The sequence below is a fragment of the Chromobacterium sp. LK1 genome, assembly GCF_001043555.1.
In the GTDB taxonomy this organism is placed as follows: Bacteria; Pseudomonadota; Gammaproteobacteria; order Burkholderiales; family Chromobacteriaceae; genus Chromobacterium; species Chromobacterium aquaticum.
In genome coordinates this window covers 213,523-231,300 of record NZ_LDUI01000001.1, presented here as the reverse complement: position 1 = coordinate 231,300, position 17,778 = coordinate 213,523, and the positions used below count along the sequence as shown (strand labels likewise).

Annotated in this window: 19 protein-coding genes; 10 read left to right on the top strand and 9 right to left on the bottom strand. The window is 65.5% G+C overall.

All coding sequences use genetic code 11. The features are described 5' to 3' along the window. Positions 1-16 precede the first annotated feature (16 nt). The 5 genes from VI26_RS01050 to VI26_RS01030 all read left to right on the top strand — a co-directional run bounded on the left by VI26_RS01050 (position 17) and on the right by VI26_RS01030 (position 4,640). The gene (locus tag VI26_RS01050; RefSeq protein ID WP_197081332.1) at positions 17-778 is read left to right on the top strand and encodes a hypothetical protein; all 762 of its coding nucleotides are present in this window, start codon (positions 17-19) and stop codon (positions 776-778) included. A 324-nt stretch (positions 779-1,102) separates the two neighbouring features. Then, positions 1,103-1,402, top strand: a complete 300-nt coding sequence (locus VI26_RS01045; RefSeq protein ID WP_048407870.1) for a hypothetical protein — start codon at positions 1,103-1,105, stop codon at positions 1,400-1,402. A gap of 147 nt (positions 1,403-1,549) precedes the next feature. Then, positions 1,550-2,956: an MATE family efflux transporter gene (locus VI26_RS01040; RefSeq protein WP_048407869.1), complete on the top strand. Its 1,407-nt coding sequence runs from the start codon at positions 1,550-1,552 to the stop codon at positions 2,954-2,956. Further along, positions 2,953-3,978, top strand: coding sequence for a UDP-N-acetylmuramate dehydrogenase (murB, locus tag VI26_RS01035; RefSeq protein ID WP_048407868.1), 1,026 nt, complete (start codon positions 2,953-2,955; stop codon positions 3,976-3,978). The genes VI26_RS01040 and murB overlap by 4 nt, the downstream gene beginning before the upstream one ends. Before the next feature lie 44 nt (positions 3,979-4,022). Beyond that, positions 4,023-4,640 carry an HAD family hydrolase gene (locus tag VI26_RS01030; protein ID WP_048407867.1) on the top strand — a complete coding sequence of 206 codons (618 nt, stop codon included), beginning with the start codon at positions 4,023-4,025 and terminating at the stop codon, positions 4,638-4,640. Between the two features lie 149 nt (positions 4,641-4,789). Here VI26_RS01030 and VI26_RS01025 read toward each other — a convergent pair whose 3' ends face one another. Continuing rightward, entirely contained in the window at positions 4,790-5,170 is a 381-nt protein-coding gene (locus tag VI26_RS01025; protein WP_048407866.1) for an MAPEG family protein, read from the bottom strand. Between the two features lie 26 nt (positions 5,171-5,196). After that, complete coding sequence (locus VI26_RS01020; RefSeq protein ID WP_048407865.1) at positions 5,197-5,871, bottom strand: energy-coupling factor ABC transporter permease; 675 nt, start codon at positions 5,869-5,871, stop codon at positions 5,197-5,199. Between the two features lie 99 nt (positions 5,872-5,970). Between VI26_RS01020 and nadC the strand changes: the two genes are divergently transcribed. After that, positions 5,971-6,810 (top strand): carboxylating nicotinate-nucleotide diphosphorylase, encoded by an 840-nt coding sequence (gene nadC / locus VI26_RS01015; protein WP_048407864.1) that lies wholly within the window; start codon positions 5,971-5,973, stop codon positions 6,808-6,810. 76 nt (positions 6,811-6,886) lie between these two features. Beyond that, a complete protein-coding gene (locus tag VI26_RS22985) occupies positions 6,887-8,767 on the top strand; it encodes a GGDEF domain-containing protein (RefSeq protein ID WP_053074156.1) in 1,881 nt (626 codons plus the stop codon). Here the strand turns inward: VI26_RS22985 and VI26_RS01005 are convergent. From VI26_RS01005 to trxA, 3 genes are all read right to left on the bottom strand, one after another. Continuing rightward, on the bottom strand, positions 8,745-9,392 hold the full coding sequence (locus VI26_RS01005; protein ID WP_048407863.1) for a CoA pyrophosphatase: 648 nt from the start codon (positions 9,390-9,392) through the stop codon (positions 8,745-8,747). The two genes, VI26_RS22985 and VI26_RS01005, sit on opposite strands and share 23 nt — an antisense overlap. A 187-nt stretch (positions 9,393-9,579) precedes the next feature. Continuing rightward, entirely contained in the window at positions 9,580-10,836 is a 1,257-nt protein-coding gene (rho, locus tag VI26_RS01000; RefSeq protein ID WP_048407862.1) for a transcription termination factor Rho, read from the bottom strand. A gap of 124 nt (positions 10,837-10,960) precedes the next feature. After that, entirely contained in the window at positions 10,961-11,287 is a 327-nt protein-coding gene (gene trxA / locus VI26_RS00995; RefSeq protein ID WP_048407861.1) for a thioredoxin TrxA, read from the bottom strand. A gap of 212 nt (positions 11,288-11,499) precedes the next feature. On the opposite strand from trxA, the gene fabI reads away from it, so the two are divergent. Beyond that, positions 11,500-12,288, top strand: a complete 789-nt coding sequence (fabI, locus tag VI26_RS00990) for an enoyl-ACP reductase FabI (RefSeq protein ID WP_048407860.1) — start codon at positions 11,500-11,502, stop codon at positions 12,286-12,288. A 125-nt stretch (positions 12,289-12,413) separates the two neighbouring features. Here the strand turns inward: fabI and VI26_RS00985 are convergent, their stop codons facing one another. Beyond that, positions 12,414-12,809 (bottom strand): nuclear transport factor 2 family protein, encoded by a 396-nt coding sequence (locus tag VI26_RS00985; RefSeq protein WP_048407859.1) that lies wholly within the window; start codon positions 12,807-12,809, stop codon positions 12,414-12,416. Positions 12,810-12,936: 127 nt separating this feature from the next. On the opposite strand from VI26_RS00985, the gene VI26_RS00980 reads away from it, so the two are divergent. Beyond that, positions 12,937-13,692, top strand: a complete 756-nt coding sequence (locus VI26_RS00980) for an AraC family transcriptional regulator (protein WP_048407858.1) — start codon at positions 12,937-12,939, stop codon at positions 13,690-13,692. Here VI26_RS00980 and VI26_RS00975 read toward each other — a convergent pair. The 3 genes from VI26_RS00975 to VI26_RS00965 form a co-directional block, all read right to left on the bottom strand. Beyond that, complete coding sequence (locus tag VI26_RS00975; RefSeq protein ID WP_048407857.1) at positions 13,670-14,767, bottom strand: polyamine ABC transporter substrate-binding protein; 1,098 nt, start codon at positions 14,765-14,767, stop codon at positions 13,670-13,672. The two genes, VI26_RS00980 and VI26_RS00975, sit on opposite strands and share 23 nt — an antisense overlap. A gap of 94 nt (positions 14,768-14,861) precedes the next feature. Beyond that, positions 14,862-16,268, bottom strand: coding sequence for an FAD-binding oxidoreductase (locus VI26_RS00970; protein WP_048407856.1), 1,407 nt, complete (start codon positions 16,266-16,268; stop codon positions 14,862-14,864). An 85-nt stretch (positions 16,269-16,353) separates the two neighbouring features. Further along, a complete protein-coding gene (locus tag VI26_RS00965; RefSeq protein WP_048407924.1) occupies positions 16,354-17,118 on the bottom strand; it encodes a helix-turn-helix domain-containing protein in 765 nt (254 codons plus the stop codon). A gap of 92 nt (positions 17,119-17,210) precedes the next feature. On the opposite strand from VI26_RS00965, the gene VI26_RS00960 reads away from it, so the two are divergent. Continuing rightward, on the top strand, positions 17,211-17,777 hold the full coding sequence (locus VI26_RS00960) for a GNAT family N-acetyltransferase (protein WP_048407855.1): 567 nt from the start codon (positions 17,211-17,213) through the stop codon (positions 17,775-17,777). Position 17,778 lies beyond the last annotated feature (1 nt).

Genomic DNA, 17,778 nt, shown 5'->3' with positions numbered 1-17,778 from the left:
CAACAAGACTCCCGCCGTGCTCCCAACTCTCAGCTTTCAGATTCAGACCATTCCCGACGTGCAAGCCATCCGCCAGCTCTATCAGCTGGATGGCGAAATCGGCGAGGCCGACGTCGCCGACTTCGTGCTGCAGCGCTGCCGCGCCCAAAGCGGCAGCGACTTCATGCCCTTCCATCTGCACCGCGTCGTCGCCATCGCCGGCGTGCTGCAACAGGATGGACGCCTGAGCGTGATTCAGCGCCTCGCCGCCGATCCCAAGGACGAGGCGGCGATGCTGGCCGACTGGCTGACGCTATTGCGCGACAGCCGGGCGCGCCTGGTCAGCTGGGACGGCGCGCGGCTGGAACTGCCGGTGCTGCGCCATCGCGCGCTGGCGCTGGGCCTGCCGCTGGCGGAGCAACTGCGCAACGGGGCCGATGCCGCCTCGCACTGCGCGCTGAGCGACGCGCTGAGCGGCGGCCATGCCGAGCTGGCCACGCCGCTGGGCGAACTGGCCAGGCTGTGCGGCCTGCCCGGCGAGGCCGACCTCAACGGTCCACGTCGCTGGGAACTGTATCGCGCCGGCGACAGCCAGGCGCTTTCCGACCACAATGCGCGCCAGGCCGCCAGCTGCCATCTGCTATGGCTGCGCCAGCAATGGATAGACGGCGCGCTCGATCAGGCCGCCCACCTGAACTGGCAGCAAAGCCTGCGCGCCGCCGCCGCCGCGTTGCCGCACGCGCACTGGCGCGGCTGGCTGGCCGATTGGCGCGGCTACGACGCCGCACAAAATCGTTGACAGCCAAAAAGCAAAGGCATAGATTGACGTTCATGCGCCGATTTGACACAGCTTGCGGGCGCTTAACAAATGCCAGCTAAAGCGTAAAACCGGTAAACCCGCTTGCGCTCTTAGTCGCCGGCGGGTTTTGTTTTTCCGGCACAGGCAGTTAAGCGGCCAATCGCTGCGGATCGATGCATGCGCCGCGTTTTCCCCGACACCGGGGCAAGCGCGGCAGGCGCCGAGTTAATGACAACTTGCAGGGCGCCCAAAAATCCTGCTAAAGCGTCGCCGGCGGATACCCCAGAACCGGCGCGCCAACCGCGACCCGACTGGAGAACCGCCATGTACGACTGCCTGCAAGATAGCTATACCGATTTCTCTTTTGCCAATTTCGACGCCGTGGGAAGACCTCGCCCCCTTTGCGGCAGCCTGAGCGCCTCGCCGCTCACGCCGACCGATGCCCCCGCCCTGCAGCAGCTGGCGGATTTCGCCCATGAGCTGGGCTATGAACTGGACCGCAACGGCGAGCATCTGACCGTGCAGGACATTTCGCTGCTGGACGCGCTGAACATCAATGCCCGCTTTGGCGGTGAATTGTTGATCAGCTGCGATCTGCGCCGCGATCCGCCCGCGCGTTTCTGATTCCGTCTCGCGCGCTCCCGCGCCGCCGGGAGCGCCCTGCGTTCCCGGCACACGCCATGCCGCCCCATTGTCATGGCGCGGCAAAGACAAGCTCGCCCCTCAGCCGGTATAATGGCCAGTTCTCCGTGCCATTTCAGCCCTACTCCCATGCTGTTTGAAATCAATCGCGCCCCGCGCGGGGCCGTGCTGCAGGAAGCCCGTCAAATCAGCCGGCTGGCGCTGCCGATGATGATCGCCCAGATCGCCCAGGTCGCCACCGCCTTCGTCGACACCGTGATGGCCGGCCGCGTCAGCACCGACGATCTGGCCGCCGTCTCGCTGGGCGCCAGCGTGTTCATCACCTTCTACGTCACGCTGATGGGCATCGTCACCGCGCTCAACCCCATCCTCGCTCACCAGCTGGGCGCCGGCGAGCACGACAAGTTCAAAGACACCGCGCGTCAGGGCCTGTGGTTCGGCCTGCTGATCGGCCTCCTCGGCGCCGCGATGATGGTGGCGCTGGAACCGGCGCTGCGGCTGTGGCTGCACCTGCCGCCGGAAGTCATCGACAAGGTGATGCTGTTCATCACCGGTGCCGCCGTGGGCATGCCGGCGGCGATGACCCACCGCGCGCTGCACGCCTACGCGTCCAGCCTGGGCCGGCCCAAGGCCATCATGGTGGTCAGCCTGCTGGCGCTGGCGCTGAACATACCGCTCAACTACATCCTGATCCACGGCCTGTTCGGCCTGCCCAAGCTGGGCGGCGCCGGCTGCGGCTGGGCCACCGGCATCGTGTTCTGGTTCAATTGCCTGGCCTTGCTCGCCTATGTCAGCTGGCACCGCAACTTCCGCCAGTTCCGGCTGCTGGAGCGGCTGCGCGGCCCGGACTGGCGCATGTACCGCGGCTTTCTGAAGCTGGGCGTGCCTATCGGCCTGTCCTTCTTCGTCGAAGTCAGCCTGTTTTCCTTCATCGCGCTGCTGATCGCAGAGCTGGGCACCGTGGTGGTGGCCACCCATCAATCGGTGCTCAATTTTTCCAGCATCATCTATATGCTGCCGCAGAGCGTGGCCACCGCGATGTCGGTGCGCGTCGGCCACCATGTCGGCGCCGGCGACTATCGCGCCGCCCGCTTCAGCTCCGGCGTCGGCCTGTTGCTGGGCCTGAGCATGGCCTTCTGCGCGATGCTGGTGGTGCTACTGTTCCGCGAGCCCATCATGCGCATGTACACGCCGGACCCGCGCGTGATCGCGATGGGCGCCACCCTGCTGCTGTTCGCCGCCGTCTACCAATTGACCGACGCGGCCCAAACCATCGCCTCCGGCGCGCTGCGCGGCTACAAGCTGACCACGGTGCCGATGATCATTCACATCCTGTCGTTCTGGTGCGTCGGCCTGGGCCTGGGCATCACCCTGGGCCTCACCGACTGGCTGACCCCAAAACCCATGGGCGTGTTCGGTTTCTGGACCGCGCTGGTGATCAGCCTGAGCGTGGCCGCTCTGTTCCTGACCCGCTATCTGGCGGGCGAAAGCCGCCGCCGCCTGCATCGACAACTTCAAACGGAACCGGCGCCATGAGCCTGACCTTCTGCCACGACTATCCGCTCAAACCGCTGAACACCTTTGGCATGGACGTGCGCGCCCTCGTTTTTTGCCAGCTGGACACGCTGGCCGAGCTGCCGGCGCTGCTGGCCAGCCCGGCCTATCAAGCCGGCCCGGTGCTGTGGCTGGGCGGCGGCAGCAATCTGCTGTTCACTCGCGACTACCCCGGACTGGTGGTCAAATTGGCCCTCCGCGGCATCCGCTTGCTGGAAGAAAACGGCGATGAAGTGATCGTCGAGGCCGCCGCCGGCGAAAACTGGCATGCCTTCGTGCAGCACACTCTAGAGCAGGGCTGCTACGGCCTGGAGAATCTGAGCCTGATTCCCGGCACCGTCGGCGCCAGCCCGATCCAGAACATCGGCGCCTACGGCGTCGAGGTCAAGGACCACATCCACCAGGTGATCTGCGCCGATCTCGAGAACGGCGGCGCGCCGCTGACGCTTTCCGCCGCCGAGTGCCGCTTCGGCTACCGCGACAGCGTGTTCAAGCACCAGGCTGCCGGCCGGCTGCTGGTCGTCGCGGTGCGTTTCCGCCTGTCGCACGCGCCGCGCCTGCGCACCGGCTACGGCGACATCCAACAGGAACTGGCCGCAGCCGGCGTCACCACGCCCACACCGCTCGACGTCAGCGCCGCCGTGGTCCGCATCCGCTCCAGCAAGCTGCCCAATCCGGCCCAACTGGGCAATGCCGGCAGCTTCTTCAAAAACCCCGTGGTGCCGACGGAACAGGCGCAAGCCTTGCTGGAACGCCATCCGGCGCTGCCGCACTACCCGGCCGCCGACGGCAAGACCAAGCTGGCCGCCGGCTGGCTGATCGATCAATGCGGGCTCAAGGGCCATCGCGACGGCGACGCCGGCGTGCACGCGCGCCAGGCGCTGGTGCTGGTCAACTACGGCTCCGCCAGCGGCGAACAAATGCGCGCGCTGGCCGCCAAGGTTCGCGCCGAGGTCAAACTGCGCTTTGGCGTGGAACTGGAGCCGGAGCCCATCATTCTATAAACCGTCGCGCGCAAGCGCGCCGGCGTTCAAGCAAGCGAGGCACAATGAACTCTTCTGTCGACATACTGGTGTTTGATCTGGGCGGGGTACTGGTGGACTGGGACGGCATCAACCCCTTGGTGAAGCTGTCCAATGGCAAGCTGGACAGCGAGCAGGCCAGGCTGTTCTGGATGAATACTCCGTGGATCGCCAAACTGGACACCGGCGCCTGCACGCCGGAAGCGTTCAGCGCCGCGATGGCGGACAGCCTGGGGCTGGATATGGACGCGGCGGAGATGACCGCGCAGCTGGACAGCTGGCTGCAAGGCGCCTTCCCCGGCGCCGATGAAATGCTGGGCCAGCTGGCCAAACGGCACCGACTGGCGGTGCTCAGCAACAATAATGCGCTGCACTGGGACAAGATCGAACGCGAGTTCGGCCTGCTGCAGCACTTCGAGCGCTTGTTCGCCTCCCATCTGATCGGCCTGCGCAAGCCCGATGCCGCGGTCTACCAATACGTGCAGCGCGAGCTGGACGTCGCGGCGGAACGCATCGCCTTTTTCGATGACAATATCGAATGCGTGGACGCCGCCCGCCGCGCCGGCTGGCAAGCCTTCCACACCAAGGGCCTGGAGCAGGTGCAGGCCGCGCTGCGCGCCAACGGCTGGCTGGAAACCGTCTAACAAACCTGTTCAAAGTCTGCTGCGCTTCGTGAGACGTGGCACGGTGAGTACCGCTTCGGAATGCTCATTTACTACTTGTAGACTCCGCTTCCTCAGCTGTTTTCGCCTTGTCTCGCTCTAGCTCGCGAGCCTTTGAACAGGCTCTAAAGCTAGAACAAGCCGCCGGCCTTGCAGAAAATCGCCACCACCGTCAGCAAACCGATCAGCCAGGACAGCGAGCGCAAGCTCGCCTGATCGGCCAGATACAGCAAGCCGTGCGCGATCCGCGCCGCGATGAACACCGCGGCGGCGAGATTCAGGAAGGCCGGCGGCACATGCATGCCCCAGCCCACCAGCACCGCGGCGGCATAGGTCGGAAACGCCTCCCAGGCATTCTGTTGCGCCCAGTTGGCGCGCAGCCGGTAGCCGCCGACCTGGGCCATCGCTTCGCGCGGCTTGTGGTTATCCACGCGCGAGCCGGCCTTGGCCACTCCGGCCCAGATCAACGGCAGCAGCGCCGCCAACAAGATGCTCCATAACGCAAACGACATAACGCTCTCCTCCAAATGTCCATCTATCAAGGCGCGCGGCGGCGGCGCCCAAGGTAACGGCCATCGTCAAACGTCGACATCCAGGCGGGCCGGTACACCACCAGCACCGCCGCCAGCAAGCCGGTGGTGAACGCCTCCGACCACGATAACAAAAAATAGAACGGCAGCGTTTCCTCCAGCAACTGGTCCCACGGATAGGCGCCGACCAGACCCAGCGCCAGCAGGCCGCTCAGGCCGGCGGCGAACATGCCGGCGCCGCCGGCGAGAAAGCCGTTGACGAAGACATAGACGAACAGATTGCTGGGCAGGGCGCGCTGGCTCAAGCGCAGCGCGGCGCCGGACAGGGCCACCGGCGGCAACACCATGGTCAGCCAATTGATCCCCAGCGCCGCCGCGTCGACCTGCCCGCCCAGCGCCAAGGCCAGCAAGGGCAGGCTCAGCGCCAACAGCGCCAGCCACGGCCCCATCATCAGGGTGAACAGCCCGGCGCCCAGCAGATGAAAGGACAGCCCCGGCGCCAGGCCGCCGCGCAACAACCACAAGGCCAGCGCCAGCACGCAAGCGCCCATCCAGGCATTGCCGGCAGCCGGCGGCAGGCTGCGCCAGGCGACTCGCCGCGCCGCCAGCGCCAAAACGGCGGCCGCCACGACATTGCTTGCGCCAAGCGCGATTGCGGGGAAAAACTGTGCGGGCAAATCCATGGCCTACCTGTCGCCAAATTATCCATTCAGAATGATACCAGAGCGCATGCCACCAAGATGCCGCATTCGGTACAATGGCGTTTTCTTGGAGAGCACCGTATGCCCGTTCTGCCCGCCCACCACTTGATCGCCCAGCAGGTCGCCGCAGCGCTGGCCGAAGACATCGGCCGCTGCGACTGGACCGCCCAGCTGATTCCAGAACGCGAGGACGGCGCGGCGCGCGTCATCGCGCGCGAGGCGGCCACGCTGTGCGGCCAGGCCTGGTTCGACGAATGCTTCCGCCAGGTGGATTCTCGCTGCCGGGTGGAATGGCTGGCGGCGGAAGGCTCCGAGCTCGCCGCCGGCGACGAGTTGTGCCGTATTGCCGGCCCAGCGCGCGCGCTGCTGACCGCGGAGCGCTCCGCGCTCAATTTCCTGCAGATCTTGTCCGCCGTCGCCAGCGAAACCCGCCGCTATGTCGACGCCGTGGCCGGCAGCCGCGCCCGCATCCTGGACACCCGCAAGACCATGCCCGGCCTGCGGCTGGCGCAGAAATACGCGGTAACGGTGGGCGGCGGCGACAATCAACGCATAGGCTTGTTCGACGGCATCCTGATCAAGGAAAACCACATCATGGCCGCCGGCGGCATCGCCGCCGCGCTGCAGGCCGCGCAGCGGCTGGCCCCGGCCGAGGTCAGCCTGCAGATCGAGGTGGAGACGTTGCAGCAGCTGGACGAAGCGCTGAGCCACGGCGCCAAGCTGGTGCTGCTGGATAATATGTCGCTGGAGCAAATGCGGGCGGCGGTGGCGCTCAGCGCCGGCCGCGCGCAATTGGAAGCCTCCGGCGGCGTGGATTTCGACAGCGTGCGCGCGATCGCGGAAACCGGCGTCGACCGCATTTCGGTGGGCAAGTTGACCAAGGACGTCCGCGCCGTCGATCTGTCGATGCGCTTCACCTGAACCGCGGGCGGGGCCGCCCTGTCGCCCCCGCTTGCCTAGCGCTATAACGGGTTCATAACTCCCAACCACGAGCGTCATGGACTTCCACCTCCGCAAACGGAACAAACGCCCGGCCCGCTACGCGATCTGGGGTTCCATCCTCTTTTTGTTCGGCACGCTGGCCATGGTGGGCCTGGAATTGCTCAACACCTACCGCCAGGAGGAGGAGAACGCGCTGCGGCAGGCCAGCGGCCTCAGCCAGCTGCTGGCGGAACGCCTGGCCGCCGGCATCAGCGAAGCCGGCCTGATCCTGCAAAGCAGCGGCCAACTACCGCAAGTACAGACGCTGCTGCACACCGGAAAAAGCAGCGAGAGCGAACAGCAGAAGCTGTTCCAGCAGCTGCAGCTGCAACTGCAGCTGGCGCCCTATCTGAGCCAGATAGAAATCATAGACAGCGCCTGCCAGGCCATCTTCACCAGCCGCCAGGCCAATCAGGTACGCCAGCCGCACAATGAGTTCTGCCGCTGGCTGCACCGCAATGAAAACCCGGAAAACAACTACACCGCAGCCCAGCACAATCCCGAGCAGCACGGCATCGCGCTGGCCAGCAAGCTGCGCGACGACGAAGGCAACGTCATCGGCATGGCCACCGGCGTCATCGCCAGCAATTTCTTCCAGGACGAGGTTTCGCGCGTCACCGTCGGCGAGCACGGCGAAATTCTGGTGTTGGACCAGCGCCAGTTGATGGTGGCGCGCTGGCCCAAGCCGCCCAAGGGGCTGGAGCAGCAGCTCCGCCCGCTGCAACCCAGCAAGCTGTTCAGCCGCGATGGCGCTCAGGCACAATTCAGCGCCCCGTCCAATGTCGACGGCGCCACCCGGCTCTACAGTCAGAGCCAGACCGGCCGCTACCCCTTCCAGGTCGCGGTGGGCATCGCCCGCAAGGACTTCACCCGCACCGTGCAGGAAAAAGCCGTGCTGGCGCTGCTGGGTTGGCTGTTCATCGCCGGCATAACGCTGCTGGCGCTGCGCAACTACCTGTCCAATCTGCGTCAGCATGCGCTGCTGAGCCGCAGTACCGACCTGATCCGCCAGAGCGAGGAAGAGGCCAAGCTGATCCTGGACACCGCGCCGCTGGCTCTGCTGCTGGTCAACCCCAGAACCCGGCGTATACAGCGCGGCAACGCGCTGGCGCGCGCAATGCTGCAACTGCCGCCACGCGCGCCCGACACCAAGGAGGATTCCGACATCCTCAATCTGCCGTTCCGGCTGCAGCCTCTGGAGCAGTGGCTGGAAGCCGGCAGGGAGATAGAAAGCCAGGAGATCGAGCTGGAGCTGGAAGATCAGAGCCGGCTCTGGGTGATTGTCTCGCTGCGCCCGCTGGGCGAACGCTCGCCGCCGTCCACCCTGGTGGCGCTCTACGACATTTCCTCGCGCAAGCAGTTGGAGCAGCAATTGCAGGAAAGCAATCAGCAGCTGAGCGAAATGGCCGCCACCGATCCGCTGACCCATTTGTACAACCGGCGCTACGCCGACATGATGCTGAAAGACGAGATCAGCCGCTGCGAACGCTATGGCCAGTCCATGACCATCGCGGTGTTCGATATCGACCACTTCAAGCAATTCAACGACCGCCACGGCCACCAGGCCGGCGACAATGTGCTGGTGGCGGTGGCCAATGCGCTGACCGACACCACGCGCAACACCGACATCTGCGCGCGGGTAGGCGGCGAGGAATTCCTGGTGATTTTCCCCTGCACCCGCTTGCGCGATGCGCAGAAGGTGATGGAACGGGTGCAGGTGGTGCTGAGCCAGACCCGCTTCCCGCTGGTGGACCAGAGCGTGACCTTCAGCGGCGGGCTGACCGACTGGCGCCCGCACGACACGCCGGAATTGATGCTGGCGCGCGCCGACCGCCTGCTTTACGAGGCCAAGGTCGCCGGCCGCAACATCCTGTTCAACGATCTGGACATGATCTGAACGGCGGCGCGTCCTGCCCGGCCACGCCCAGCGCGTCGGCCAGCAGCCACAACATCGCCGCGGTGGCACCCCAGATTCGGTGGCGCTGCCAATCCAGCGACATATAGGCGCGCAATTGGCCATCGTCACCGCGATGGCTGTGGCGCTGGTAGGCGCCGGTATCCATCAGCAGCGGCAGCGGCGCCTCGAACACCTCGGCCACTTCCCCCGGCTCCGGATGCAGTTCGAACGGCGGCAGCACCATGCCCACCACCGGCGTGACCACGAAGCCGGTGATCGTCACATAATCGGGCAGCCTCCCCAGCAGGCGGACGCGGCCGGCCTCCAGCCCGGTTTCCTCCCAGGTTTCGCGCAGCGCGGCGCGCTCGGCCGAGCCATCCTCCCGCTCCAGCTTACCGCCGGGAAAACTGACCTGGCCGCCATGCGCCGGCAGGTTTTCCGCGCGCCGGGTCAGCAATACCGTCGGCCCCTCCAGCCGCCACACCAGCGGCACCAGCACCGCCGCCGGCCGCAACCCGTCATCGGCCGGACGGTAACTCAAATCGCCCACCCTGCCGGTAAAGTCATAGCCGGACAGCCGACCGCTAATCCAGTCGGCAGCCTCTCCCGCCTCCATCGACCACATATTGTTGTCCCCTGCCCGTCCGCGCCGTCCAATGATTATGAGCAGCGGCGCCATTGCTCCATCTTAGGCCAAAGCGCGGCCGCGCAGGCACCGCCGCCACGGCTTTTAACAAAAAACTCCCACTTGCTGCGAGATGGACAAAAAAAATGCCAGGCTGGTAGCCTGGCATCCTTGTGAGCATTTCCGCTCAGCGGCGCATCGAGTCGAAGAATTGCTGGTTCGACTTGGTGGCCTTGATCTTGTCCTGCAGGAATTCCATCGCCTCCAGATCATCCATCGGGTAGAGCAGCTTGCGCAGCACCCAGATGCGTTGCAGCTGGTCCTGCGGAATCAGCAACTCTTCGCGGCGGGTGCCGGAACGGTTGATGTTCAGCGCCGGGAAGATGCGCTTCTCGGCCATGCGGCGTTCCAGATGGATTTCGCTATTGCCGGTGCCCTTGAATTCCTCGTAGATCACATCGTCCATGCGGCTGCCGGTATCGATCAGCGCGGTGGCGATGATGGTCAGGCTGCCGCCCTCTTCCACATTGCGCGCGGCGCCGAAGAAGCGCTTCGGGCGCTGCAGCGCGTTGGCGTCCACGCCACCGGTCAGCACCTTGCCGGAGGCCGGCACCACGGTGTTGTAAGCGCGCGCCAGACGGGTGATGGAATCCAGCAGGATCACCACGTCCTTCTTGTGTTCCACCAGGCGCTTGGCCTTCTCGATCACCATCTCGGCCACTTGCACGTGGCGGGTGGCCGGCTCGTCGAAGGTGGAGGACACCACTTCGCCCTTGACCGAGCGTTGCATCTCGGTCACTTCTTCCGGGCGTTCGTCGATCAGCAGCACGATCAGCACCGCTTCCGGGTGATTGGCGGTGATGGCGTGAGCGATGTGCTGCAGCATCACGGTCTTGCCGGACTTGGGCGGTGCCACCAGCAGGCCGCGCTGACCCTTGCCGATCGGCGAGATCAGGTCGATGATGCGGCCGGTGATGTTTTCCTCGGCGCGAATCTCGCGTTCCAGCTTGAACTGCTCGGTGGGGAACAGCGGCGTCAGGTTCTCGAACAGAATCTTGTGCTTGGAGTTCTCCGGCGCCTCGCCGTTGACCTTGTCCACCTTGACCAGCGCGAAATAGCGTTCGCCATCCTTCGGGGTGCGGATCTCGCCTTCGATCGAATCGCCGGTATGCAGGTTGAAGCGACGAATCTGCGACGGGCTGACGTAGATGTCATCCGGGCCGGCCAGGTAGGAGGTGTCCGGGCTGCGCAGGAAACCGAAACCATCCGGCAGCACTTCCAGGGTACCTTCGCCAAAAATGCTTTCGCCTTTTTTGGCCTGGTTTTTCAACAACGCGAAGATCAAGTCCTGCTTGCGCAGTCGGTTGGCCCCGTCGATCTCGTTGGAAATGGCCATTTCAACGAGCTCGGAAACATGAAGATGTTTTAGATCAGATAAGTGCATAGCAGCCGTAGGTCGACTCGGTAACGATTTAGCGGAACGCTGAATTCGGAGGGTGGCGTAAAAAATGGAACGGGCAACGCGTCAATCGCTACCCGTTTTGAGATTTTGCTGGAGAATAGACGCTTTACAGTTGGCTGTCAATGAAGGCGGTCAACTGGCTCTTGGCCAGCGCGCCCACCTTGGTGGCGGCCACTTGGCCATCCTTGAAAATCATCAGCGTCGGGATGCCGCGGATGCCGAATTTCGGCGGCGTCAGCTCGTTCTGGTCGATGTTCAGCTTGACCACTTTCAGACGGCCTTCGTATTCCTTGGCCACTTCGTCCAGGATGGGAGCGATCATCTTGCACGGACCACACCACTCGGCCCAGTAGTCGACCAGCACCGGCAGGTCGGCTTTCAGCACATCGTTATCGAAACTGTCATCGCTTACGTGGTGAATAAGATCGCTCATGGTTTCCTCGCTATATATATTTGGCGCAACTGCTCAATTGATGTGTGATGGTAACAAGCACGGAGGACCGGGGCAACCGGAAATCCGGCGCCGAGCGCCCGCCGCGCGCTTCGCCATTTCCTTATATAGCATGCCCGCGCCCGACAATGCCGCTGCTGAAAACCCAAGGCTTCGGTATAATGCGCAGCTGTTTATCCCGAGAAGGACGCCAAATGGGCTTTCTGCAAGGCAAAAAGATTCTGATCACCGGCATGATCTCCAACCGCTCCATCGCCTACGGCATTGCCCAGGCCTGTCATCGCGAGGGCGCGGAACTGGCGTTCACCTATGTGGTGGACAAGCTGGAAGACCGCGTGCGTGAAATGGCCGCCGACTTCGGTTCCAAGCTGGTTTTCCGCTGCGATGTGCAAAGCGACGAAGAAATCAACAAACTGTTTACCGATCTGGGCAAGGAATGGGACGGCCTGGACGGCCTGGTGCACGCCATCGCCTTCGCCCCGCGCGAATCGCTGGAAGGCGATTTCCTGGACGCGCTGAGCCGCGAAGCATTCCAGACCGCTCATGAAGTTTCCGCCTACAGCTTCCCGGCGCTGGCCAAGGCCGCGCGCCCGATGATGCAAGGCCGCAACGCCGCGCTGCTGACCCTGTCCTACCTGGGCGCGGTGCGCGCGATCCCGAACTACAATGTGATGGGCCTGGCCAAGGCCAGCCTGGAAGCCTCGGTGCGCTTCATGGCCGCCAGCCTCGGCAAGGACGGCATCCGCGTCAACGGCATTTCCGCCGGCCCGATCAAGACCCTGGCCGCCGCCGGCATTTCCGGCTTCTCCAAGCTGCTGGCCATGGCCGCCGGCCAGTCCTGTCTGCGCCGCAACGTCACCACCGAGGAAGTGGGCAATACCGCCGCCTTCCTGCTGTCCAATCTGTCTTCCGGCATCACCGGCGAAATCACCTATGTCGACGCCGGCTTCAGCATCAATTCGCTGAACGTGCCCGAAGCCTGATTCAATCGCGCATCTGGAAATGGACCCGCCGGGTCCATTTTTTTTTGCCCGCGCCCATGCACCTCCACTATTGCCCGCCCTAACCGCCCAAGCGCAGCAGGCTTTGAACGCCGGCCAAACTCGCATCAGTGGCGAGAGCCCAGATCCCTGTCCTCCCCCGTCCCGGCCAGCATATGCGTCAGTTCATCGCAGGCGACCACCCGGCCGTCGCGCACACGGAACTCGGCGATCACCAGCATGCGCACCTGGCCGCCATCCCACTTGTCGGCGGCGACGAGATGGCGGGTGAACACGCGTTCGCCCTGCTCCGCCCAACTCAGGATTTCAAGGACGACCCGGCCGCACGCCTGTTTCAGATGGCGCAGGTGCTTGACGAAATCGGCGTAATCCAGGCTGCGTCCATCCGCCTGCTGACGGTATTCGGGATGCACCAATTGCGCCAGCCTGGCTTCGTCCAGCTCCGGGCGCAGCAATGCGCATTCGAATAATTCGCGTACCAAGGTGATTGCGGTGTTCGACATAGTCACTCCTGTATCAATGGATAGGACGCGGCCGCCGGAACAGCCGCCGCGTGCCGCCAGTATCGCCGCGTCCCGCCATGACTTGTTATCGCTATAATGCCAATCAATATCTTAAATAGGCCAAAGCATGTTGCTCTCCGCCGCCCGCATCCGCCACGACGATGCCGATCCCGAAGCCTGGCACTGCCATGACAGCGGCCAGCTCAGCCTGCTGCGCCAAGGCGTGTTGAGCATAGCCACCGCCAACGGCCGCCTCTGGCTGCCGCCGGGCCACCTGGCCTGGATTCCGCCCGGCTTGCGCCACGCCTCACAGCGCCACGGCCCTATCGACGGCCTCAGCCTGCACTTCTCCGCCGCGGCCTGCTCCCGGCTGCCGGCCGATGCGCTGGCCATGACCTGCGACGCGCTGGCGCCGGCCATCATGCGGCGCGCGTTGGATTTCGCCGCGCCGCCAAGCGACCGCGAGCACAGGCTGCTGGAAATTTTGCTGGAGGAAGTGGCGGAATCGCCGCCGCTGCGGCTGACGCTGCCGCAGCCCAGCGACCCGCGCCTGCGCCGCATCGCCGCCGCGCTGACGCAAGCGCCAGACGATGCGCGCTCGCGCGACGCCTGGGCGCAATGGGCCGGCCTCAGCGGCCGCAATCTCAGCCGCCTGTTCCCGCAGGAAACCGGCCTCAGTTTCCAGGCCTGGCGCCGGCGACTAAGGCTGCTGAGCTCGCTGGAATTGCTGTCCGCCGGACAGCCGGTCGGCGTCGCGGCCTGGCGCTGCGGCTACGACAGCCCCAGCGCCTTCATCGCCGCCTTCCGCCAGGACTTCGGCTGCACACCCTCCCAGTTGCTGGCCCGGCGCCCGGACGCCTTCAGCGATAACTATTGTTCTTGAACTGATTGAACAGTCGCACCCGTTCACGTTGCAGCGCCGGCGGCACCCGCCCCTGGCTGCGCAGCCTGGCCATCGTCGCCGCGTCCGGATAGAGGTTGCGGTCCGCCGTCAGCGCGCGCTCCAGCAGCGGCCGCGTCGCCGGCACGGCATTGGGGTAGAACAGCTCGTTGCTGATCTCCGCCATCACTTCCGGCCTCATCATGAAATCGATGAAGCGATGCGCATTGTCCGGATGCGGCGCGTCCTTGGGGATGGCGAAGGTGTCCATCCACAGCTCCGCCCCCTTGGACGACAGCAGGTAGCGGATCTTGCGCCGGCTCTTGGCCTCGCTCGCGCGACGCGCGGCGATGTAGGCGTCGCCGGAATAAATCATCGCTACGCAGACCTCGCCGTTGACCAAATCGTTGATGGGCGCGGAAGTGAACACCCGCACATGCGGCCGCGCCGCGCGCAGCAGGCCGGCGACGGCGGGCAAGTCTTCCGGCCGGTTCAAGGCCGGGTCCTTGCCCAGATAGATCAGCGCCTGCACCACCACCTGGCTGGGCGAGATCATCATGGCGATGCCGCAGCCGCTGAGCTTGGCCGCATAGGCGGGATCGAACAGCAGCGCCAGCGCGTCGGCCGGCAGCGGCTGACCACCCAGCGCCTGCCGCACCCGGTCTTCGTCTATGGCCACCGAGGAGGTGCCCCATAGATAGGGCACCGCGTGGCGGTTGCCGGGATCGGCGGCGGCCAGCTGTCGCAGCAGCGCCGGATCCAGCTGGCGATAATTGGGCAACTTGGACTTGTCCAGCGACTGAAAAGCGCCAGCCGCCAGCTGATTGCCCAGAAAGCTCATCGACGGCCCCACCACATCGTAGCCGCTGCGGCCGGTCAACAACTTGCCCTGCAGAATTTCATTGCTGTCGTAGACATCGTAGCGGACCTTGATTCCGGTTTCGCGCTCGAAGCGCTGCAAGGTGCGCTGCCCTATGTAATGGCTCCAGTTATAAACATTGAGCACATTCTGTTCCTCCGCCTGCGCGGCCAGCGTCCATATCGCCAGACACGCGCCCATCACCATGGCTCGCCACATCGCGTCCCCTCCTTTAAGAGCGGCTAACAAAACGCCTGATGCTGCGTTGCATCGGCGCGCCTTGCTCAGCCGTGAAACTGACTTTTGTTAGCCGCTAGGCCAGCAGGGCTTCCAGCGCCGACGCCAGCCGCGCCGCGCCTCGCTTGCTCCAGGCCGGCGCGCCGCCGCTGGCGCACAAGCGCTCTTCCAGGGCATAGCCGCTGCGCACCAGGTGGTAACCCAGCCAGGGAATCGGTTCCGGCGCCCAGCGCCGCACCCGCTCCAGCCCGCCTTCGGTCGATACCCAGGGCATGGCGGTCAACGGGTCCGGCCGCTCCAGGATCAACTGCGCCAGCGTGCGCCCCATCAGATTGGCCGCGCCCACGCCTTCGCCGCCATAGCCGCCGGCCATGGCGAGGCCGGCGCGCCGGTCGTACAGGACATAGGGGGTAAACGCGCGCGTCACGCCCAGGGTGCCGCCCCAGCGGTATTGCACCGCCGTCGCGCCCAGCGCCGGGAACAGCCGGCGCAACAGGCGCTCACGCCAGCGGAACGCTTCGGCGTCGGGGTCGAAATCCCACTGCACCCGTCCGCCCAGGCGATAACCGCCGCGCGCGCCGAACACCAGCCGGCCATCGACGCTGCGCTGGCCGTAAGTCACCATGCGGCTGAGATCGCCAAACGCTTGCCGCCGCGCCAGGCCGATCTCATCCCATTGAGCCGCCGACAGCGGCTCGGTGGCCAGCAACAAACTTTGCACCGGCAGCAGGCAGCGGCTCAGCGCCGAGAACTGGCTGGCGGCGCCTTCCAGCGCCGGCACCACCACCCGCGCGCTCAGCTCGCAATCGGCCAGGTAGAGCTTGCCCGCCGACCAGCGCCGGACCGGGCTATCCTCGTGGATGCGCACGCCCAGCGCCGCCACCGCCCGCGCCAGACCCCACGCCAGCTTCGCCGGGTCTATCACCGCGCAATGCGGCGAATAAATCCCGCCGCCGACGCCGCTGACACCCAGTTGCGCCGCCATCTCCGCCGCGTCCAGCCAGCGGAAATCGGCTTCGTCATGGCCGGCCCGCCGCAATTGCCGCAACCAGTCGCGCCCCATCGCCGCCTGCTCCGGATAGCGCGCCGCCGCGTACAGCACGCCGCCATGAGCGAAGTCGCAGTCGATGCGCTCTCGCGCCAGCACCGCCGCCACCTCGTCGACGATGCCGAACAGGCTCCGCCTGGCCTGCTCGCGCGCCGCGCCTTGCAGGCTCAGCAAGTGGCGCTCCTGCTGGGCCAGGCCGCCGAGCAGCCAGCCGCCGTTGCGGCCGGAAGCGCCGTCGCCGCAGCGCTGCGCCTCCAATAGCGCCACGTCCAGTTCCGGCGCGGCGCGCTTCAGGTAATAGGCGGTCCACAGGCCGGTGTAGCCGCCGCCGATGATGGCCACGTCGCAGCTGGACGACTGCCGCAGCGGCGGCCTGGCCGGCGCCGCCGGCGGTGCGGCGTCCAGCCACAAACAGGCTTGAGACAAGGCGCTCATGCGCTCTCCTTGGCAACGCCCCGCTCAGGGGACGAACCCAAACAGACTAAGCCGGCGCGCGCGCCGCGTCATGCGCGCGGGACCGCTAGGAATCGGCGGAGAAGTGGCGCTGCGGCGTGGTGCCGGTTTCCAGACGAAAGGCCTTGTAGAAAGTGGAGGCGGACTTGAAGCCGACGGCGAAGGCCATTTGCAGCGGGCCGGACGGTTGTCGCGGCTGCGCCAGCAAATGGCGGATGCGCTGCTGATTGAGCCAGGCGTAGAAACTCAGGCCCAGCGCCTGGTTCAGCGCGTGGGAAATCTGGTTACGGGTGTAGCCGGTGGCCTGCGCCACCTGGCCCAGGCTCAGCTCGCAATCCAGATAGGGCCGCTGTTCGGCGAAATAAGCCTGCAAATCCGCCAATAGCCGCGCCAGCCGCTGCGGGTTCAAGCCAATTCGATCGCCGGCCCGTTCCCCGCTCAAACGCACCGGCGTGCAGTATTCGCGCACGGCGATGATAAGCCCGTCGCGCACTTGGATCGCCTCGCCGCCTTGAAAGCCGACCAGCTTGCCGCTGGAGGCCAGGCGGATCACATAGCGGTATTGAATGAAGGCGGTGTCGCCGTCCACGCGGATGCGGTCGGTGTGGCGCAAGCTCTCCTTGCCGCCATGCGGCATGCTTTCGGCCAGGTAGGCCGGCAAGTCGGCGTGAGCCAGCGTCAGATTGCGATAGAAGTCGCAGTATTCGATTTCCGGATGAAACAAGGCCAGCGCAGCCTCCGCGTCGCGCGCGCGCCAACACTCGTGATAACGCCGCGCCACCTCCCACGTCGCGCGGCTCTCTGCGTCCCAGCCCGCTTGCGGCTCAGTCATCATGTCCGCCATGTCTGTCCCTCTCCCGCTGCGTTGGCGGCTGTTATCATATAGCGTTGACCATACCCGTCCCTTGCGAGGAGAGCCAGCCGATGGAGATTCTGATCTTCCCCGAAGCGGAAGTGCCCGCCGAACTGCGCGACCAGGTGCTGGCGCTGCAACAGCTGGCCTGGCCCGGCGACGCTGCGCCCGGCCTGCAAGCCATCCATGATCCGGCGCTATCGCCATTGTCACTTTTGCTGGTGGAAAACGGCCGGGTGCTGTCGGCGCTGGACATCCTCAGCAAATCCCTGCGCCATGCCGACGCGGAATTCCGCGCCAGCGGCATCAGTTGCATGGTGACCCAGCCCGAGGACCGCAGCCGCGGCCTGGGCCGTCTGCTGGCCGCCAGCGCGCGCGAAACCATGCAGGCCAATGGCGCCGACCTGGGCATCTTCACTTGCGACCGGCCCTTGCGCCGTTTCTACCAGGCCTGCGGCTGGCAGGAACTGCCCGGCGCGGTGCTACTGGGAGGCACGCCGGAGGCGCCGCTTGCCAGCAGCCGGTTCGACAAAGCAGTCATGGCCTGCTTTTTCAGCGCCGAGGCCAAGCGGCTGGCGGCCCGCTTCGAGCGCTGCGAGATCGCGCTCTATCCGGGCGCCATCGACACACTGTGGTAAG